This window comes from Sagittula sp. S175 (assembly GCF_049800975.1).
Taxonomy (GTDB): domain Bacteria; phylum Pseudomonadota; class Alphaproteobacteria; order Rhodobacterales; family Rhodobacteraceae; genus Sagittula.
In genome coordinates, this window is sequence record NZ_JBNAGB010000002.1 from 34,814 (window position 1) to 53,606 (window position 18,793).

Sequence of the window (18,793 nt, forward strand, 5' to 3'; positions counted from 1 at the left end):
TACCAAGTGGCCGCGAATCCCCCCCAAAGCGGCCACTTCACCCCATAAAAAATCCTGAACGTGGCCCCCCGTTTCTTAACGACCCAAGGGCCCACCCGGGGCCCCACACCACATCTGGTAGGCGCACGCCGCGTTAACCGCGCGCGCACGGGTAACGAACGCAGCCGTTTCCGTTAAGATCAGAGTTTGTTAAGCACAGCGCGCGCCGCCCGCAGGCCCGGTTCTTCCCCATCCCGGCCCAGCCGCTCCATGGTCAGATCCATTGCCGCCTGCTGTCCTTCGGGGTGGTCGAGAACCGCCAGGACCCCCTCGCAAATCCTTGATGGCACGCAATTCTTTCCGATGAACTCCGGCACCGCCCGCGTCTCGGACACAAGGTTCACCAGCGTCACCGTATCCACCAGCAGCAGCCGTCCGATCACCTGCCGGCTCAACCAGGACATGTCATAAGCGATCACCATCGGACACCCGCTTGCCGCCAATTCCAACGACACCGTCCCCGACGCCGCCAGCGCCACATCCGCCGCCCGGAACGCCGCGCGCTTGCCGGGAACGTCCTTTGAATCAATCACTTGCACCGGCACGGGCCAGTCCGCCACGGCCTCGCGAACCAGCGTTTCCACCGCCCGTCCGGCGGGTAACACAAAGTGAATCCCGGGCCTGCGCGTTATCAATTCCGCAACCACTTCGCGGAAAATCGGCAGAAGTCTTAACACCTCCGACCGCCGCGATCCCGGCAGAACAAGGCACAGATCACCCTCGGCAAACCCCTGTTCCGCCCGCCATTCCTCAGCCTCTTCGACCGTCGCCACAGGCTCCAGAACCACCGGATGCCCGACGAAATCACAAGCGATCCCAACGGCTTCCATATAGGGCGGCTCAAACGGCAGCAGCGCCAGAACCTGGTCGACCACGCCGACCATCTTCTTCGCCCGCCCCGGACGCCACGCCCAGACGGTCGGCGCAACATAATGCACCACCCGGATATTCGAAGCCGCCTTTATCAACCCATTGACCCGCAACGAAAATTCCGGAAGGTCGATGGTGACGACCACATCGGGCCGCCACTCCAGCACATGATCCGCCGTCTGCCGAATACGTCGCCTCAACGCCTTGTATTCCTTGAGGATTTCCACGATCCCCATGATCGAGATCTCGTCCATCGGGAAGATGGACACCAACCCCTCGGCCTCCATCAACGGCCCACCGACGCCTTGGAACTCCACATCGGGGCACAAGGCCTTGAAACCCCTCATGAAAGCCGCGCCCAGCTTGTCGCCCGAAGCCTCCCCGGCGGTGACAAAGACCTTCATGATGCGCCTCTTTCCCGGATCCAGAGAAACATACCCTCCGCCTCGATCAACCGCCTCACCCGTGGCTGATCCAGCACCATGACCCCCTGATATTCAATAATAATTCCAAGCAATCCGACCTTGGCCGCGCCCGATACCGTGTCAGGTCCAATCACCGGTAAATCTGCACGCCGGTCCTGCCCAGGCTTCGGAGCCTTGTAGAGAACGCCGCCTTCACCATTCGTCAACCGCGCCAGCATAGCATCCGTGCCCATGTCGTCCTCACGTGCAACCACTTCCGACCGACGCAGCACACAGGCCTGACCGAGATCGTTAACCGCCTGTTGGGCGCTCACCCTATCGCCTATAGCGGCCTCCAAGGACACATCCGCCAGGAGCCGTCCCCACACGCCTTCCCCTGGCAACAATTCCGGTGCGGCCTCATGCGCCGCCAAAACGGTGAACCCCGCACCTTCAAAAATCCGGATCACGATCCGCAAGGCACCGTCGTCCCCACGGCCCAGAGCCCGCAAAACCCGCGGGACCAGTGGCCAGGTTCGCCAGTCCACCTTGCGCCAGTCCAATGACGGTCGGGTGATCGAACCGCACAGGCAGACCTCCCGAACACCCTCCGCGCGCAGCCAGCGCAGCAAAGTCCCGAGTGTCTCCAACCGAAATGTGTAATCGACCGACAGACGGTCCGGCGGGCAATGCTCCAACGCGCAGACCAAGGCCTGCCCACGGGCCGCCAGAACAGCCTCGGGCAATGCCCCCCGTCCCGCGATCAGCGCCAGCATCAGCCCGGCGTCAGGAACGAGCGATCGCTGTCGCCCAAGATAAAGTCAACGATTTCCCGCACATAGTCGCTCGACGTCTCTGCGCCCAGCCTGCGCGCGCGGTCCTGAAATGCGCCCTCGCCCTGCGCAAGCATCTGGAACGCGGCCCGCAATGCGGTGATGTCTTCGCGCGCAACGCCCCTCCGCTTCAGGCCCACGAGGTTCAGCCCGTCCAGCTTGCCGCGCGGAGCCTGCACCAACCCGTAAGGGATCACGTCGTTTGTCACCATGGTCACAGCGCCGATGATCGCACCGCGACCGATGCGCACCCACTGGTGCACGCCCGACAGCCCGCCAATGATGACGTCGTCTTCGATGATACAATGGCCGGCCAAGGCAGCGTTGTTCACGATGATGACGCGATTGCCGACCTGCGCGTCATGGGCAACATGGCAGCCCGCCATGAACAGACCGTCATCGCCGACGCGCGTGACACCGCCGCCGCCCTCGGTGCCGCTGTTCATCGTCACATGCTCGCGAATGCGATTGCGTTCACCGATGACCAGCCGGGTCTTTTCACCGTTGAACTTCAGGTCCTGCGGGATCTCTCCGATCACCGCGAAATTGAAGATCACCGTATCGGCGCCGACCTCGGTGTTGCCGGTCACGACGACATGGGATTTCAGCTCTACACGATCGCCAAGAACGACCTCGGGGCCCACGTGACAAAACGGACCGATGCGGACACCTTCGCCAAGACGCGCGCCCTCCTCGATCACCGCCGAAGGATGGATCAGATCGCTCATGCGCTCACCGGAGCAGGCAGGTCCATCATGGCTGTGAACTCGACCTCGGCAGCCATTTCGCCATCGACCTCGGCCACACCGCCGAACTTCCAGACCTTGCCACCGGGCTTGCCGCGCAGGGTCTGCAACTTCATCAGCAGCTGATCGCCCGGCACCACCTTGCGGCGGAACTTGCACTTGTCGATGGCCATGAAGTAGACCTTCATCTCCTTGTCGGCCATCTCCAGCGTCACGCCCACCATGACGGCAGCCGTCTGCGCCATGGCCTCGACAATCGTGACGCCCGGCATGATCGGCAGGCCGGGGAAATGGCCCTGGAAATGCGGTTCGTTCATGGTGACGTTCTTGATGCCCACCGCGCTCTGGGTGCCGTCGATGTCGACCACACGGTCCACCAGCAGGAACGGGTAACGGTGCGGGATGATCCGCTGGATCAGCTGGATATCGGCGGACTTCAGATCGTCACTCATCGGGCTTTGCCTTGTCTTTTGTGTCTGTCGCGTGACTACCAAGCCCCGTTCTCCGGGGCAAGCATGGCGGGACCTTCAGGGCTGGGTCGGCGCCGGTTGGCCGTCCTGAACGGGGCCATCATCACGCGTGGCCACCACGTCGTCGATGCGCGCGATGGCTTGCTCGGTGATGTCCACCGCGTCTGCGACCACCAGGACACCGCGCCGTTCCAGAACGACCGCAGCGTTGGATTCAACCATCAAGGCCTCCAGCACGGGACGCGCTGCCGCGAGAAAATCGATCCGGCTCTGGTCTCCCAGCTTGCCAAGCGCCTCGGCCTTGGCGTCCTGCTCGGCGCGCAGCTTCTGGACTTTCTCATCAAAGGCATCGGCAAGCGCGCGGAAATCCTCCGGCGCCATGGATGCGCGCTGCTGGGTCAGGCGCTGTTCTTCTTCGGTCAGTTCCGCCTCGATGCGACGGTTTTCGGCCACGATGGCGGCGCCTTCCCGCTCGACTTCAGCGTTCAGGCGTCGGCCAAAGGCGCTCTCGGAAAAAGCGCGCTCGAAGTCGATCACCAACACCGGGCTTTGTACCGTTCCCAGGTCCAACTGGTTGCCCTGTTGCGCAAAAACGCCCCCGGCCATAAGGCCGAGGGCGAGAGTCATGACAGATCCAATGCGTCGCATCAGCTTAGAATTGCGTCGACACGGTCAGGTTGAAGTTCTTGACCTCGTCGTACTTCTGCTTGGACAGCGGTTCGGCAAAGTCCAACCGCAGCGGCCCAAGGGCGCTGTCCCAGAAGACCGAGAAACCGACAACGTGGCGCAGCTCAAAGTCCTGCGACACGATGCTGTTCCCCGCCGCCGGCGAAGTCGTCGAGTTCACGCCCCAGACCGAACCCATGTCGTAGAACAGACCGCCGGAGATGCCGTATTCCTCCGGCAGACCCACCGGGAATTCGGCCTCGAACCGTGCCACGGCAAAGTAGTTGCCGCCCAGCGGATCGCTGTTGCCAGAGCCGTCGATCTCGCGCGGACCAATGCCCGCATAGTCGAAACCACGCATCAACGAGGGGCTTATCATGAAGCGGTCGGTCACGCGCGACTCGCCCTTGGAGTAGCTCAGCGCGCCGCCTTCCAGCGTGGCCCGCAGGGTGACTTCCTCGCTCATGATCTTGGTCTGCGCGACGGCCTTGACGCCCGTGCGGACAAAGGTCGTATCGCCACCGACACCGCCGAAGTCCTGGCTGAATTCCAGCAGGGTCCGCTTCGTCGGGCTAAGCCCCGCACGCTTGGTGTCAAAGCTGTAGGTGTAGCCAAACGAGCTGTCGATACGTTCGCCCAAAGCGGCCTCGGTTGCCACGACGCCACCCGCCAGCGCGCCGCCTGCGGCGATTTCCGACATCTGCGCCGTATAGCGCAACTGCAGGCGACCGTTGTCGGACACCGGGAAATCCAGGAAGGGCCGGAAGGTCCCGATCCGCGTATCGTAATCGCTGCCGAGGTTGTCCGTCTCGCTGTAATTGACCGCAAAGCCAAGGCCTAGATCCTGACCGAACAGGGCCGGTTCGACAAAGGTCAGCCCGTAGGATTTGGCCGAAGACGCGGTGTTGACCGAGAAGCTGAACGCCTGACCACGGCCAAGGAAGTTCTTCTCGGAGAACGAGATATTCGCCCCGAAACCGCTGGTCGACGAGAAGCTGGCACCAAAGGACAGCGAGCCCGTCGGCTGTTCCTCGACGTTCACATCAACGACGACCTGCTGCGGGCTGGAGCCCTCGCGGGCATCCACGGCCACATCGCCAAAGAAGCCAAGCGCGCGGATGCGTTCGGCACTCTCGCGGATGGCACGCGGGTTGAAGGGATCGCCCTCGACGGTGTCGAACTGGCGACGGATGACGCTGTCGACGGTTGTGGTGTTGCCCTCGATGTCGATGCGCTCGACAAAGATGCGCGGCCCACGAACCAGATTGAAGGTCACGTCCAGCGACAGGTCCCGATCATTGCGGTCGATGCGCGGATCGACACGGACAAAGCTCAGCCCTTCGCGAATCGCGAGTTTTTCCAGACGGGCGATCTCGTTCTCGACCCGCAGCGGCGAGTAGACCACGCCCGGACGCAGCTTCAGGGCGCGCTGGAATTTCTCGACGTCCACGTCCGGCAAATCGGAATTGACCGCGACCTGACCGACCTTGAACTGCTGACCTTCCTCGACGCTGAAAGTCATGAAGTAGCCGTCACGTTCCTGCGCCAGTTCGGCGTTCACGCCGGTGATGCGGAAATCGACATAGCCACGCGCCATGTAGAAGTCGTTCAGCAATTGTTTGTCGAACTCGACGCGGTCCTCGATGAAGGTGTCCTTCTTGATGATCGCGCGCAGGATACCGGCCTGCTTGGTATCAACGACACGGCGCAAACGGCGGTCCGTGTAGACCGTGTTGCCGACAAAGCCGATGCGCTCGACTTCGGAGACGCCACCTTCGAAAATCTCGAACACCAGATCGACGCGGTTGTCCGAGCGGCGAATGACCTTCGGCGTGACGCGCGCGGCCAGACGGCCCTGGGTCACATAGGCCTCGGAAATCTTCTGGGCGTCCTGCTCGGCCACGCGGGCGCTGAACACGCGGCGCGTCTGGCTCTGGACGATGGGCGCGAGGTCCTCGTCCTTGATGCGCTTGTTGCCCTCGAACACGATGCGGTTCACCGTCGGGTATTCCACGACGCGAATGACCAGTGTGTTCCCCTGCGGGACCATGTCCACGCTCTCGAACAGGCCGGAGGCAAGGATACGCTGATAGGCGTCATTTAGCTCACCGGCCGACAGACGCTGCCCGCGCGAGATGCGGGCGTAGGTCAGGATGGTTCCTGCCTCGACCCGCTGGTTGCCCTGCACGTCCACGCTGTTGAAGCTGTAGACCTGAGCGTAGGCCGCCTGCGGGATCACCGCGATGGCAGTCGCGGCTCCTGTCCCCAGTGCCATCGTCAGGCATACGGCTTGAACGAAATCGCCCAGACGGTTGGTATTGTTTTTCTGCGCACCCTGCGCGGAAATGACCTTTGCCATTTTCGCTTTCCACTTCGACATCCCTCGCCAAAGTGACTAGCCGCAATGCCCCCGCTTGTCAAAAGCCCAGCCGCGGTTTTTGCGCGTGGCGTCGCCGTGCAACACCGAAATATTGAAAAAGCCGGTGCGGCAGACACGAGACCTGCCGCGACCACCGTCAAACATCATCCCGATGTCAGTTGATGAAGGTGCCGAGGAACGCCCCAAAGAACAGTGCAAAGACAATGGTGAAGACATACAGCAACCGGTCGAAGTTGATGCTCACAAGCAGGCTCATGCTGCGGTATCCGGCGGAGATGGTCTGCATGGATTCGGTCCTTGGTTGTCGTCCAGGGGCATCATGCGCGAGAAATCGGGCGGGATTTGGGCGCAGACTCGAAATCCTGTGGCGGGACCGTCAACGCCGCCTGCCGCAACGCCCGGATTGTCCACGCAACAGCCAAGATGCAAGGCGCCGCCGCGAGACCTTCGCGACGGCGCCTGTATCCACGATCTCCCGACGATCAACAGAATATGTCGTTCGTCAGTCCAAAGATCATCATCGACAGCACGATCATCAGGCCGATGGACATCAACACCTTCAACGCGCCATCGCTCGGCGGCTTGCCCGCAACCGCCTCATAGCCGTAGAACACCAGATGCCCGCCATCCAGCACCGGGATCGGGAACAGGTTGATGAGCCCGATCGCCGTGGACAGCACACCGATCAGGTAGATGAAGTCGATCGCCCCCTGCTTGGCCACGTCGCCCGCCGTTTCGGCGATGCCCAGCGGGCCGGACAGGTTGCAGGTGCTGATCGCGCCCGTTGCCATGTGCCACAGGCCCGACACCGAGCCATACATGATGTCGCCCACCTGCCGCACGCTGCCCCAGACGGCGTCGAAGAACGACGGCGTCACCGTGGCTGGCTCGAACACCGGGCCGCTGCCAAGGCCAATGCGATACACGGTCTTGAAGGTCCCGTCTTCCTGCGGCTCGTCGATGCTGCGCGCCTGAAGCGTCTTCGTCAGCACCTCGCCGTCGCGCCAGATTTCCAGCTCGACCGGGGCACCGCCGGAATTCTCGATCACCTCGGGCAGTTGCGCGAAGGCAAAGACCTCCTGCCCGTTCAGCTTCGTGATGACGTCGCCCACCTGCAACCCGGCATCCATCGCCGGAGAGCGGGGCATCACCGTGCCCGCGATCGACGCGTGCAGATAGGGGCCCTGCACCGTCACCTCGGACCCGTCGCGCAGCACGCGGTAGTCCAGCAGCGGCTGCATCGGCAGCGTGTCCATGAAGGCACGATAGGCCGCGATGTCACCGGGTGCCGGCAGCGCCTCGCCATTGATGGCAAGGATCTGGTCGCCCTCGCGCAGTTCCTGCGTGTAGGGCGTGGGCTTCAGCGCCGACACGACCAGCGGGTCCGCCGTCACGCCGCGCATCATGAACACTGCCACGAAGATCACGATGGAGAGGGCAAAGTTGAACAGCGGTCCGGCGGCAACGGTGGCCGCCCGCGCCCAGAGCGGCGCGCCGATCATGGTCGACCGCTTCTCGGTCTCGGTCATGCCCTCCATCACGCCGTCCTCGGCTAACGCGCCAGAGGCATTGCCGTCCCCGCGGAATTTCACGTAACCGCCAAAGGGGATCGCGGCCAGCTGCCACTTCGTCCCGTCACCATCGACTCGCGAATACAGCACCGGACCGAAGCCCAGCGAAAAGACCTCCGGGAAGATGCCCGATTTCTTGCCGACGATGTAATGGCCATACTCGTGGATGGCGATGATGACCGACAGTGCAACGATGAAGAACACCGCATAGAAGAGAAAACCGCTGAAACTCGCCGTCAGTGTCGTCAGATCCAAAACGCGCCCCTTCTAGGAATCTTATGCTCAGGCCGTAGCCGCAATGATTTCACCCGCCCCTACCCGAGCGAGATGGTCGACCTCAACCACCATATCAAGGTCAAAGGCGTCATCAATGTGACGCACCTGCGACGAAAGCCGGGTGAGAACCTCCTCCACGACCCCCGCCATGCGGGTAAAGCTTATGCGTCCGTCAATGAAGGCATCCAGCGCCACTTCCTTGGCGGCGTTGAACACCGCGCCCGACAGGCCGCCCGCCTCCATCACCTCGCGCGCAAGGCGCAGCGCAGGCCAGCGGGTTTCACAGGCGGGCCGGAAGGTCAGCGCGCCCAGCTTCACAAGGTCCAGCCTTTCCACCGGCAGGGTCCGACGCTCCGGGTAATGCAGCGCAAACCCGATGGCGTGCCGCATGTCCGGCGGCCCGACATGCGCCATGAACGCCCCGTCATTGAACCCTACAAGCGCGTGGATCATGCTTTCGGGATGGACCACCGTCTCGATCTTCGCCGGGTCGAGGCCAAAGAACTCGCGCGTCTCGATCAGCTCCAGCGCCTTGTTGAACATCGACGCCGAGTCGATGGTGATGCGCTGCCCCATGTCCCAGTTCGGATGCGTCGCCGCCTGCGCGGGCGTCGCCTTGTGCAGGTCCTCCAGAGGCCAGTCGCGGAACGCACCGCCCGAGGCCGTGATGATGACCCGCTCGACGGCGGCCATGTCCTCGCCGATCAGCGCCTGAAAGACGGCGGAATGCTCGGAATCCACCGGCAGGACGCGCCCGCCATGGGCCTCGGCGGTGCGCATCATCAGGCGACCGGCGCAAACCATGCTTTCCTTGTTGGCCAGCGCAAGGGCCGCGCCCTGCTGCAAGGCGCGCAAGCCCGGCTCCAGCCCCGCCGCGCCGACGATGGCCGACATGACCCAATCCGCCGGGCGATCCGCCGCCTCGACCAAAGCCTGACGCCCTGCCTGCGCCTCAATGCCGGACCCGGCAAGCCGCTCGCGCAATTCGGGCAACAGCGGCTCATCCGCCGCGACCGCCACCTCGGCACGCAGACGCCGCGCGTCCTCCGCCAGTTGCGCCACGTTGCGGCCCCCCGTCAGGGCGACGACGCGGTATTCCTCCGGCGCGCGTGCGATCAGGTCGATGGTGTTCTGACCAATGGACCCGGTCGCGCCGAAAATGCTGACCCTGCGCATGACGCCTTACAGCCCCGCCGGGAAATCGACGATCTGCGAGGCGAACACCAGGAACACCGAAGCCCCCAGCATCCCGTCGAACCGGTCCAGCAAGCCGCCGTGCCCCGGAATCAGGTTCGAGGAATCCTTCACCCCCGCCTTCCGCTTCAACGCGCTCTCGGCGATGTCGCCGATCTGGCTGGCCATGCTCACGGCGATGGAAATGCCGATCAGGCCGCTGCCCGCCCCGGTCCAGCCCATGAACAGCCAGCCGACCACAGCCGCCCCCAGCCAGCCCGCCGCCGTGCCGGACCACGTCTTTTTCGGCGACACCTTGGGCCAGAACTTCGGCCCGCCGATGGCGCGCCCCGCGAAGTAGCCAAACACATCCGTCACCACCACGGTCGTGATGAGCCACAGCATCCAGACCACGCCCAGATCGTCGCGCAGGTCCATCATCCCGTAGCCCGCAAAGACGATCAGCGTGGCAAAGACAGCGTAGCGCGTGCCGCCCTGCTCCATCCGGGCAAAGCCGAGCATGGCAGGCGCCATCATCAGCGGCAGGGCAAAGCCCGGCGACAAGCGGATCGCCACCACCGCCACCAGGAACGTCGCCGCCCCAAGGATGTATTGCGATTTCGTCCGCCCGGTATCCAGCAGGCAGACCAGTTCCCAGACCATCACACCCGAGGCCAGCGCGATCAGCAGGTGAAACACCACGCCCCCGGCCCAGACCCCCAGAACGCCCACCGCGATCATCACCACGGCCGAAGCCAGCCGGACCTTCAGGTCATCCCAACGATGTGCGCTCATGCGTTCTTTCCGTCCTTAAACCTTCACCGCGCCGAAACGCCGGTCGCGCTTGCCATAGGCTGCGCAGAGTCGCCCGAATTCCTCGGGCGCAAAATCCGGCCAGAGCGTGTCGACGAATTCGTATTCCGAATAGGCCGACTGCCACAGCAGGAAGTTCGAGATCCGCGCCTCGCCGCTCGTGCGGATCACCAGATCCGGGTCCGGCAGCACGCAGGTGTCGAGGTAGCGCGGCAGCGTCTCCTCGCAAACATCTTCGGGCTTCAGCTTGCCATCCGCCACGTCCTGCGCGAGCCGCTGCGTCGCCCGCGCGACCTCGTCCCGGCCACCGTAATTCAGCGCGATGGTCAGGTTCGTGCCGGTGCAATGCTCGGTCATCTTCTCGGCCTCGTCCATCAGGCCGCGCAGCTTGGCGTCCAGCCGGGGACGATCCCCGATGAAACGCACCCGGACGTTTTCCTTCACGAAGGCCTGCATCTCCTTCATGATGTAGCGCCGGAAGAGGCTCATCAGCCCGGCCACCTCGACCTGCGTGCGCTTCCAGTTCTCGGTCGAGAAAGCAAAGATCGTCAGGTATTTGACGCCGTAGTCCGGGCAGCTTTCCACGATCTCGCGCACCCGCCGCGCGCCCGCGTGATGCCCGAACAGGCGCGGACGCCCCCGCATGGTGGCCCAGCGGCCATTGCCATCCATGATGATCGCGACGTGACGCGGGCCACCCTCTTCGGGGCTGGTCGGACGGGTCATGGAAGCTCCTTCAGGGGGCAAGTGCTCGTTCATTGGACGTCATAGACGAAAGGCCGGGGCTTGCCAAAGGGATAGTCGCGCAGAGATCGTGCAGGAACCGTGCATGCCCACTTCATCCCCACGAGGCCCCCGCGCCAGCGCACGAAAAAGGGGCGGTCGCCCGCCCCCGTCCACTGCACTCCGACCCATGCGGCTCAGACCTGCATGATTTCTTCCTGCTTGTGCTCAAGCGCCTCGTCGACCTTCTTGATGTAGGTGTCGGTAAGGTCCTGAACCTCGCCTTCCCACAGCTTTGCGTCGTCTTCGGACATGGAATCCTTGCCCTTCTTGATCTGCTCCATTCCGTCGCGGCGCACGTTGCGGATCGCGACGCGGGCGTGCTCGGCGTATTGCCCGGCGACCTTGGTCAGCTCGCGGCGGCGTTCCTCGTTCAGCTCGGGGATCGGCAGCATGATGATGGTGCCGTTGAGCTGCGGGTTGATGCCCAGACCCGACTCGCGGATCGCCTTTTCCACCTTGCCCACCAGCGACCTGTCCCAGACGTTGATGGTGACCATGCGCGGTTCCGGCACGTTTACGGTGCCCACCTGGTTGATCGGCGTCATCGACCCGTAGGCGTCCACCTGGATCGGTTCCAGCATCGAACCCGACGCGCGCCCGGTCCGCAACGAGGCGAATTCCGTCTTGAGGTTCCCCATCGCGCCTTCCATGCGGCGCTTGAGATCATCTGTGTCGAGTTCGAATTCGTCGGACATGAGCGTCAGCCTCTGCGGTAACCTTCGTCGGTGGCGAGGCTTAGCCCGTCCCGCCCTCCATTTCAATCACTCTTGGACGACGTCGTTTTCCATAAGCCTTCGTTAATGCCTGATGTGCGAAACATGGGTAACGGGCGTGGCTGATGCCCGAAACACCCTGAACCATACCTGAACGACCGTATCGGACACCTCATGCACGTCTGCCTTATCCTCTTTCCCGGCTTTCCAATGCTGGGCTACGTCCTCATCCGCGAGGCGTTGCGCATCGCCAACCTCTGCGCCGGTCAGACGCTGTTCACCTGCCGGATCCGCACCGTGACAGGCGATCCCGTGACCGCGTCCGACGGCACGGTGATCGCGGCCGACGCGCAGGATTGGGAGGGCGCGCAGGGCTTTGACCTGATCGTGCTGTGCGCCGGACCGGACCCGTTGGGGCACCTGCCGATGGGTCTGCGCGGCTTCCTGACACGGGCGTCGAACGCCGGGACAACGCTCGCGGGCCTCGATCAGGGCGCGCTGATCCTCGCCCGCCTCGGCCTGCTCGACGGGCGCGAAGCCGTGCTGCCGCCCGATCCCGAACGCAGCTATCCCGCCGTCGCCCTGTCCCGGCGCACGCATGTATTCGACCGTCAGCGCCTGACCTCCACGGGTGGCCTCGCCGCCGCCGAGGCGCTTCTGGACTGGATCGCCCGCGCCCACGGGCCCTCGCTCGCGTCAAAGACCGGACAGGCCATGGCGCTCGGGCGTGTCGCGGACAATTCCAGCCGCCAAAGCCTGCCGAACAGCGCCGATCCGGTGATGGCGCGGATGCAATCCATCATGGCCGCGCACCTGCAGGACCCCTTGCCCTTGCCACGCATTGCCGCCGAACTCGACCTGTCGATGAAACAACTCCGCCTGCGCTGCGACAAGGCTCTGGGCAAGACGCCCATGCAGGTCTACCTCGACCTTCGCCTGAGGCGCGCCGCGCAACTCGTTGAGGAAACGGCACTTTCCGTGTCCGAGATCGCCTCCGCCACCGGCTTCGCCTCAGCCTCCGCCTTCACGCGGAGCTATCGAGGCCACTTCGGCCAACCGCCGCGTGCTGAACGTGCAGGACGCAAACGCGCGGCGGAACGCGCCGCGCCGCCGGCCAACATCCCACCCCAGATCCCGGCAAGGACCTGGGCCGAGGACAGCGAGGCCACGCGCCCCTCGTCCAGCTCTGCGCCGCCTCCGCAGACCGGCACCGCCTGAAACAAGAACGCCCCGGAGCATGATCCGGGGCGTTAAATCGCTCAATCGTCCAGAAAAGACCCGGAACCGTTCAGGGAATCACGCGGGTACAGGTGCCCGTGCCAGCGAGGATGCCTTTGAACCCGCCCGGTTCGTTCAGCGAGAACACCAGAAGCGGCATCTTGTTGTCGCGGGTCAGTGCAATGGCCGAAGCGTCCATGACCTTCAGGTTCTTGGTCAGGACATCGTCGTAAGTGATTTCATCGAAACGCTTTGCGTCCGGGTTGATCTTCGGATCGCTGTCATAGATCCCGTCGACATTCTTGCCCATCAGGATCGCTTCGCAGGCCATCTCGGAGGCGCGCAGCGCCGCCGCCGTATCCGTGGTGAAATACGGGTTGCCCGTCCCGGCGGCGAAAATGCAGACGCGCTTTTTCTCGAGGTGCCGCACGGCGCGGCGGCGGATGTAGGGTTCTGCAACCTCGTCCATGCGGATCGCCGAAATGACCCGGACAAAGACCCCCAGCCCTTCCAGCGCCGACTGCATCGCCAGCGCGTTCATCACCGTGGCCAGCATCCCCATGTAATCCGCCGTGGTGCGCTCCATCCCCTGCGCCGACCCGGCCAGCCCGCGAAAGATGTTGCCGCCGCCGATCACCATGCAGATCTCGACGCCAAGGTCGTGGACCGCCTTGATCTCGCGCGCGACGCGCTCGACGGTGGGCGGGTGCAGGCCAAAGCCCTGATCGCCCATCAGCGCCTCCCCCGAGATTTTCAGCATGACGCGTTTATAGGTGGGGGCGGGCGTGGTTTCGCTCTCGCTCATGTTGCGCTCCATCTTTATCGGGGGGTAGGTTCCCGGCATATCTGGCGGAAAACCCGCCGTTGTGCAATGGCGCTGCGGTGCGGAAATTCCCCAAGACGTCAGCGGACCCCTGCCCATGCCCATCCCCGATGCACTGAAGACCCGGATCGACGCGCTCGACCCCGCGCGCCCGGTGTTGATCGCCGGACCGACCGCCAGCGGCAAGTCCGCGCTGGCGCTGGCCATCGCCGAACGGCAGGGCGGCGTGGTGGTGAACGCCGATGCGATACAGGTCTTCGACGACTGGCGGGTGCTGACCGCCCGGCCCTCCGCCGAGGACGAAGCCCGCGCGCGACACCTGTTGTACGGTCACGTCCCCGGCACCCGGGCCTATTCCGTCGGCGACTGGCTGCGCGACCTCGCGCCGCTGATGGACGGTCCGCGCCAGATCATCACCGGCGGCACGGGCCTGTATTTCACCGCCCTGACCGAAGGTCTGGCCGAGGTGCCTCAGATCCCACCAGAAATCCGCGAAGAGGCCGACAGTTTGCGCACGAAACACGGCCTTTCCCGCATGATCGCCGACCTCGACCCCGAGACCGCCGCAGGCATCGACCTGCAAAACCCCATGCGCGTCCAGCGCGCGTGGGAGGTCTTGCGCGCCACAGGACGCGGGTTGCGCGCCTGGCAGGACGCCACGCCGCCGCCGCTATTGCCGCTGGATCATGCACAACCTTTCCTGTTCGATGCACCAAAGGACTGGCTGACACCGCGCATCGAGCGCCGTTTTGACCTGATGTTGAAACAGGGCGCTCTGGACGAGGCCCGCCGCAACGAAGCGACATGGTCGCCCGCCCTGCCCTCTGCCAAGGCCATTGGCGCTGCCGAACTGATCGCCCACCTGCGCGGCGAACTGACCCTTGCAGAAGCGTCACAGCGCGCCACGATCCTCACCCGGCAGTTTGCCAAGCGTCAGCGGACGTGGTTCAAATCCCGCATGGCAACCTGGCCGCGCATCACTCCAGAGGACCTCGCCTAGATGGCAAGACCCGGCTTCCTGAAGAACCCCATGCCCCCCGCGCCGTCGAAACCGCGCGGACCGATCCGGGCCGGGTCCTTCATGCTGGAATTCCAAAGCGCCCCATGGCGTTACAACCTTGCGCATGACCGCGAGGACACCACGCTGTTGTGGATCACAAAGGGCCAGGGCCGCGTCATGATCGGTGGGGTGCTGCGGGGCGTGTCGATGCACCACGCGCTCTGGCTGCCCGCCGGGACGCTGTTCAGCGTCGATCTTCAGCCCGGCACGCAAGCGCTTTTCGTCCATGCCGCCCCCGGACTTGGCCCGCGCGAGCCGCATGAACCGACCGTCCTGCGCATCCGCGACAGCTTTGCCCAGGCCGAACTGACCGCCGAAATCGACGCCATGCACCGGGAACTGCAACAGAAACGCGCCCTCATGCAGGACGCGCTGGAGGCCCGCGTGCGCCTGATGGGCATCTGGCTGGCGCGCCAGATCGACAATGGCGCGTCGGAGCCGCCCAAGGAGACCGCCGCGCAACGCCTCGCCCGACGCTTTGCCACCGCGCTCACCCGCGACTTTCGCACCGCGCAGACCATGGGCGACTACGCCGAGGCGCTGGACGTCACGCCCACGCATCTGTCGCGCACCTGCAAGGCGACCTGCGGCAAGACCGCCGCCGACCTGCTGACCGAACGCAAGCTGCACGCCGCCCGCATGGCGCTGGACAGCCCGAAACCGCCCGTTCAGGACGTGGCGAAATCGCTGGGCTTCTCTTCGGCGGCGTACTTCACCCGCTTCGTGCAGACCCACACCGGCAAGACCCCCTCGGCCCTGCGCAACGGCGCGCGCAAGGCCCCCGTCCGCGCCTGACCCCGCGCACCGAACCTATCCCAACGATCTCTTGCGCCGCGCAAGTGTCGCTTTCAAACTAGCGACATGTCGGTTTCGAACCCAAAAACGCCGATCCAGAGCGTTGACGCAGCGCCTCGCTTCGTGCGCAATGGTCCAAATACGGGGCGCAACAGTTCCGCGCGATGCGTGAAGCGGCTGTTACACAGACCTCCGACAATACAAAACGTGTCACAGGGAGAACACGATGACCAAGCTTGACCAGCCGCGTCGGATCCATCCGGCTGCGGAAATGTATGCACGCGAGTTCAAGCAGGGCCTGCTCGACCGCCGTGAATTCCTTGCCCGTACCACCGGCCTCGGTGTGTCGGTGGCGGCGGCCTATGCGCTTGGCGGTCTCGGCGCGCCGGCGCAGGCGGCGGCCCACGCCCAGCAAGGCGGCACCCTGCGCATCCAGACCGACGTACGCGCGCTCAAGGACCCGCGCACCTATGACTGGTCGCAGATCGCCAACTTCAGCCGCGGGTGGCTGGAATACATGGTGGAATACAACCGCGACGGCTCCGTCCGCGGCATGCTGCTGGAATCCTGGGACGCCAATGACGACGCCACCGAATACACGCTGCACGTCCGCCCCGGCGTGACATGGAACAACGGCGATGCCTTCACCGCCGATGACGTGGTGCGGATGATCGAATACTGGTGCGACAAGACCGTCGACGGCAACTCGATGGCCGGCCGCATGGCGGTTCTGGTGGACGAAAGCACGTCCAAGCTGATGGAAGGCGCCGTGACCAAGGTCGACGATCTGACCGTCACGGTGAAACTGCCGACCCCCGACATCGCGCTGATCGTCGGCATGGCGGACTACCCGGCGGCGGTGGTCCATTCCAGCCACGACCCCGACAACATGCTCGGCAACCCCGTCGGCACCGGCCCCTACCTGCCGGAAAGCCTCGAGGTCGGCGTAAAGGGCGTCGTGGTCAAGAACACCGAGCACACGTGGTGGGGCGCCGAGGCCGAAGGCTACGGCGGCGCAACGCTCGACCGCGTGGAATACATCGACTACGGCACCGACCCGGCGTCCTGGATCGCGGCGATCGAATCCGAAGAAGTCGACATGCTCTATCAGAACGTGAACGAGTACATCGACATCGCCGACGCCATCGGCTGGGAGAAATCAGAGGTCGTCACCGGCTCCACCGTCGTTCTGCGCATGAACCAGCAGACCCCCGTGGGTGACAGCGCCCCCTACGCCAATGCCAAGCTGCGCGAAGCGGTGGTGAAGGCCGTGGACAACGCCGTCCTTCTTGAACTGGGCTACTCGGGCCTTGGCACCGTGGCCGAAAACCACCACGTCGCGCCGGTGCACCCGGAATACGCCGACATCGGCCCGGCCCCGCTGGACCCTGCGGCGTCCAAGGCGCTGCTCGACGAGATCGGCATGGCGGATTTCGAGCACGAGATCATCTCGCTCGACGATGGTTTTACCAAGAACACCGCCGACGCCTGTGCCGCGCAGATGCGCGACGCCGGGATGAACGTCAAACGCACCGTCCTGCCCGGTTCGACCTTCTGGAACGACTGGACGAAATACCCCTTCTCGATCACCGAGTGGAACCACCGCCCGCTGGGCGTGCAGGTGCTGTCACTGGCCTACCGCACGGGCGAGGCATGGAACGAGGCGGGCTATTCCAACCCCGAGTTCGACGCCAAGCTGGGGGAGGCCATGTCCATCGCCGACGCCGACGCGCGCCGCGAGGTGATGAAGGACGTCGAGGGCATCCTGCGGGGCGACTCGGTCTTCATCCAGCCCTACTGGCGCTCGCTGTATCGCCATTACAAGCCGGGCGTCGTCGGCGCGGAAATGCACCCCTCGTTCGAGATCCACGTCTACAAGCTGGGCCTCGCCGCCTGACCTGACAGACCACGGGCCGTTCCCAGATGGGGGCGGCCCACCTTGTCGGACAGGCATCCGCCAGCCCGAAGGGGCTGACGCATCCCTGACCGGCCCCCAAGTACAGGGAGGCGCCCTTGGGACTGTTCATCCTCAGACGTGTGGCCGTGATGATCCTCACCGCCCTGTGTCTGACCTTCGTCGTGTTCACCATGACGAACCTCTATCCCAACCTCGAAAAGCTGGCGAAGTCCGAAGGCAACTTCCGGATGACCGATATCGAGGTCGCCTCGTGGCTGGCCAACAACGGCTACCGCTCGCCGGTGGACCCCGAGATGCTGGCCGCCTACCGCTCGGGCCAGATCACCGCCGAAGAGGCCGCCACGCAGATCAATACCGGCTTTGACCTGCGCCTCGTGCGCAACTACGCCGAATGGCTGGGCGTCGCCCCCGGCTACCGCATCGAAACCCCGGACGGAGAGGTCAACGCCCGCTGCCAGCTTCCCGGCACCGCGCTGGAAGACGCGCCGCGCTTTTGCGGCATCCTGCAAGGGCACTGGGGCTTTTCCACCCGGTTCAAGGAGCCGGTGGGCGGCGTGATCGGCACGCGCCTCGGCCTGACCGGGAAACTCATGTTCTGGGTCATGGTGCTGATGGTGCCCTCGGCGCTGATCCTCGGCATCCTCGCCGGGATGCGCGAAGGCTCGGCGCTGGATCGTTCGCTGTCGACCGTGTCCATCACCACCACCGCCACGCCGGAATACGTCTCGGGCGTGATCCTGATCGCAGTGTTCACCTCGTCGGCCGTGGGCCTGAAATGGTTCAAGGGCTCCGCCGCCTCCGCGATGGAGGACGCGAATTTCGAGAACTTCTTCCTGCCCGTCCTGACCATCGCGCTCTACGGCATGGGCTACATCGCCCGCATGACCCGCGCGTCGATGGCCGAGGTCATGAGCGCGCAGTACATCCGCACCGCCCGGCTGAAGGGCGTTTCCTTCCGCAACATCGTCCTGAGGCACGCACTCAGGAACGCGCTCATCGCCCCCTTCACCGTCATCATGCTGCAATTCCCGTGGCTGCTGAACGGCGTGGTCATCGTCGAAACCCTGTTCAACTACAAGGGCTTCGGCTGGGCGGTGGTCGAAGCGGCGGGCAACAACGACATCGAACTGCTGCTCGGCGTGTCGGTCGTGGCGGTGTTTGTCGTGCTCATCACGCAGCTGATCTCCGACATCGGCTACGTCTACCTGAACCCGCGCATCAGCGTGACCTGAGGAGAGG

Annotated in this window: 18 protein-coding genes; 5 read left to right on the forward strand and 13 right to left on the reverse strand. The window is 64.4% G+C overall.

The genetic code is table 11. The features are described from left to right. Positions 1-179: 179 nt before the first annotated feature. The 12 genes from lpxB to frr form a co-directional block, all read right to left on the reverse strand. Entirely contained in the window at positions 180-1,313 is a 1,134-nt protein-coding gene (gene lpxB, locus ACP16H_RS03270) for a lipid-A-disaccharide synthase (RefSeq protein WP_425070822.1), read from the reverse strand. Then, positions 1,310-2,089 (reverse strand): LpxI family protein, encoded by a 780-nt coding sequence (locus tag ACP16H_RS03275; protein ID WP_425070823.1) that lies wholly within the window; start codon positions 2,087-2,089, stop codon positions 1,310-1,312. The genes lpxB and ACP16H_RS03275 overlap by 4 nt, the downstream gene beginning before the upstream one ends. Then, positions 2,089-2,874: an acyl-ACP--UDP-N-acetylglucosamine O-acyltransferase gene (lpxA, locus tag ACP16H_RS03280; RefSeq protein WP_425070824.1), complete on the reverse strand. Its 786-nt coding sequence runs from the start codon at positions 2,872-2,874 to the stop codon at positions 2,089-2,091. Before lpxA ends, ACP16H_RS03275 begins: the two co-directional genes overlap by 1 nt. Then, positions 2,871-3,344, reverse strand: a complete 474-nt coding sequence (gene fabZ, locus ACP16H_RS03285) for a 3-hydroxyacyl-ACP dehydratase FabZ (protein ID WP_425070825.1) — start codon at positions 3,342-3,344, stop codon at positions 2,871-2,873. The genes lpxA and fabZ overlap by 4 nt, the downstream gene beginning before the upstream one ends. 75 nt (positions 3,345-3,419) lie before the next feature. Next, on the reverse strand, positions 3,420-3,989 hold the full coding sequence (locus ACP16H_RS03290; RefSeq protein WP_425070826.1) for an OmpH family outer membrane protein: 570 nt from the start codon (positions 3,987-3,989) through the stop codon (positions 3,420-3,422). Between the two features lie 25 nt (positions 3,990-4,014). Then, on the reverse strand, positions 4,015-6,303 hold the full coding sequence (gene bamA / locus ACP16H_RS03295) for an outer membrane protein assembly factor BamA (protein ID WP_425071124.1): 2,289 nt from the start codon (positions 6,301-6,303) through the stop codon (positions 4,015-4,017). 259 nt (positions 6,304-6,562) lie between these two features. Continuing rightward, a complete protein-coding gene (locus tag ACP16H_RS03300; protein WP_425070827.1) occupies positions 6,563-6,694 on the reverse strand; it encodes a hypothetical protein in 132 nt (43 codons plus the stop codon). A gap of 196 nt (positions 6,695-6,890) precedes the next feature. Beyond that, positions 6,891-8,234, reverse strand: a complete 1,344-nt coding sequence (rseP, locus tag ACP16H_RS03305; protein WP_425070828.1) for an RIP metalloprotease RseP — start codon at positions 8,232-8,234, stop codon at positions 6,891-6,893. A 27-nt stretch (positions 8,235-8,261) separates the two neighbouring features. After that, on the reverse strand, positions 8,262-9,431 hold the full coding sequence (dxr, locus tag ACP16H_RS03310) for a 1-deoxy-D-xylulose-5-phosphate reductoisomerase (RefSeq protein WP_425070829.1): 1,170 nt from the start codon (positions 9,429-9,431) through the stop codon (positions 8,262-8,264). A 6-nt stretch (positions 9,432-9,437) separates the two neighbouring features. Beyond that, positions 9,438-10,223, reverse strand: a complete 786-nt coding sequence (locus ACP16H_RS03315; RefSeq protein WP_425070830.1) for a phosphatidate cytidylyltransferase — start codon at positions 10,221-10,223, stop codon at positions 9,438-9,440. A 15-nt stretch (positions 10,224-10,238) separates the two neighbouring features. Continuing rightward, positions 10,239-10,967 (reverse strand): isoprenyl transferase, encoded by a 729-nt coding sequence (locus tag ACP16H_RS03320; RefSeq protein ID WP_425070831.1) that lies wholly within the window; start codon positions 10,965-10,967, stop codon positions 10,239-10,241. Between the two features lie 194 nt (positions 10,968-11,161). Then, complete coding sequence (gene frr / locus ACP16H_RS03325) at positions 11,162-11,722, reverse strand: ribosome recycling factor (protein WP_425070832.1); 561 nt, start codon at positions 11,720-11,722, stop codon at positions 11,162-11,164. Positions 11,723-11,914: 192 nt separating this feature from the next. Between frr and ACP16H_RS03330 the strand changes: the two genes are divergently transcribed. Continuing rightward, positions 11,915-12,958 carry a GlxA family transcriptional regulator gene (locus ACP16H_RS03330; RefSeq protein ID WP_425070833.1) on the forward strand — a complete coding sequence of 348 codons (1,044 nt, stop codon included), beginning with the start codon at positions 11,915-11,917 and terminating at the stop codon, positions 12,956-12,958. A 70-nt stretch (positions 12,959-13,028) separates the two neighbouring features. Here ACP16H_RS03330 and pyrH read toward each other — a convergent pair whose 3' ends face one another. After that, on the reverse strand, positions 13,029-13,775 hold the full coding sequence (pyrH, locus tag ACP16H_RS03335) for a UMP kinase (protein WP_425071125.1): 747 nt from the start codon (positions 13,773-13,775) through the stop codon (positions 13,029-13,031). Positions 13,776-13,878: 103 nt separating this feature from the next. Here pyrH and miaA point away from each other — a divergent pair, with 103 nt between their 5' ends. From miaA to ACP16H_RS03355, 4 genes are all read left to right on the forward strand, one after another. Continuing rightward, positions 13,879-14,781 carry a tRNA (adenosine(37)-N6)-dimethylallyltransferase MiaA gene (miaA, locus tag ACP16H_RS03340; protein ID WP_425070834.1) on the forward strand — a complete coding sequence of 301 codons (903 nt, stop codon included), beginning with the start codon at positions 13,879-13,881 and terminating at the stop codon, positions 14,779-14,781. Beyond that, entirely contained in the window at positions 14,782-15,636 is an 855-nt protein-coding gene (locus tag ACP16H_RS03345; RefSeq protein WP_425070835.1) for a helix-turn-helix domain-containing protein, read from the forward strand. A 226-nt stretch (positions 15,637-15,862) separates the two neighbouring features. Then, positions 15,863-17,533, forward strand: coding sequence for an ABC transporter substrate-binding protein (locus tag ACP16H_RS03350; RefSeq protein ID WP_425070836.1), 1,671 nt, complete (start codon positions 15,863-15,865; stop codon positions 17,531-17,533). A gap of 116 nt (positions 17,534-17,649) precedes the next feature. Next, on the forward strand, positions 17,650-18,786 hold the full coding sequence (locus ACP16H_RS03355; protein WP_425070837.1) for an ABC transporter permease: 1,137 nt from the start codon (positions 17,650-17,652) through the stop codon (positions 18,784-18,786). Positions 18,787-18,793 lie beyond the last annotated feature (7 nt).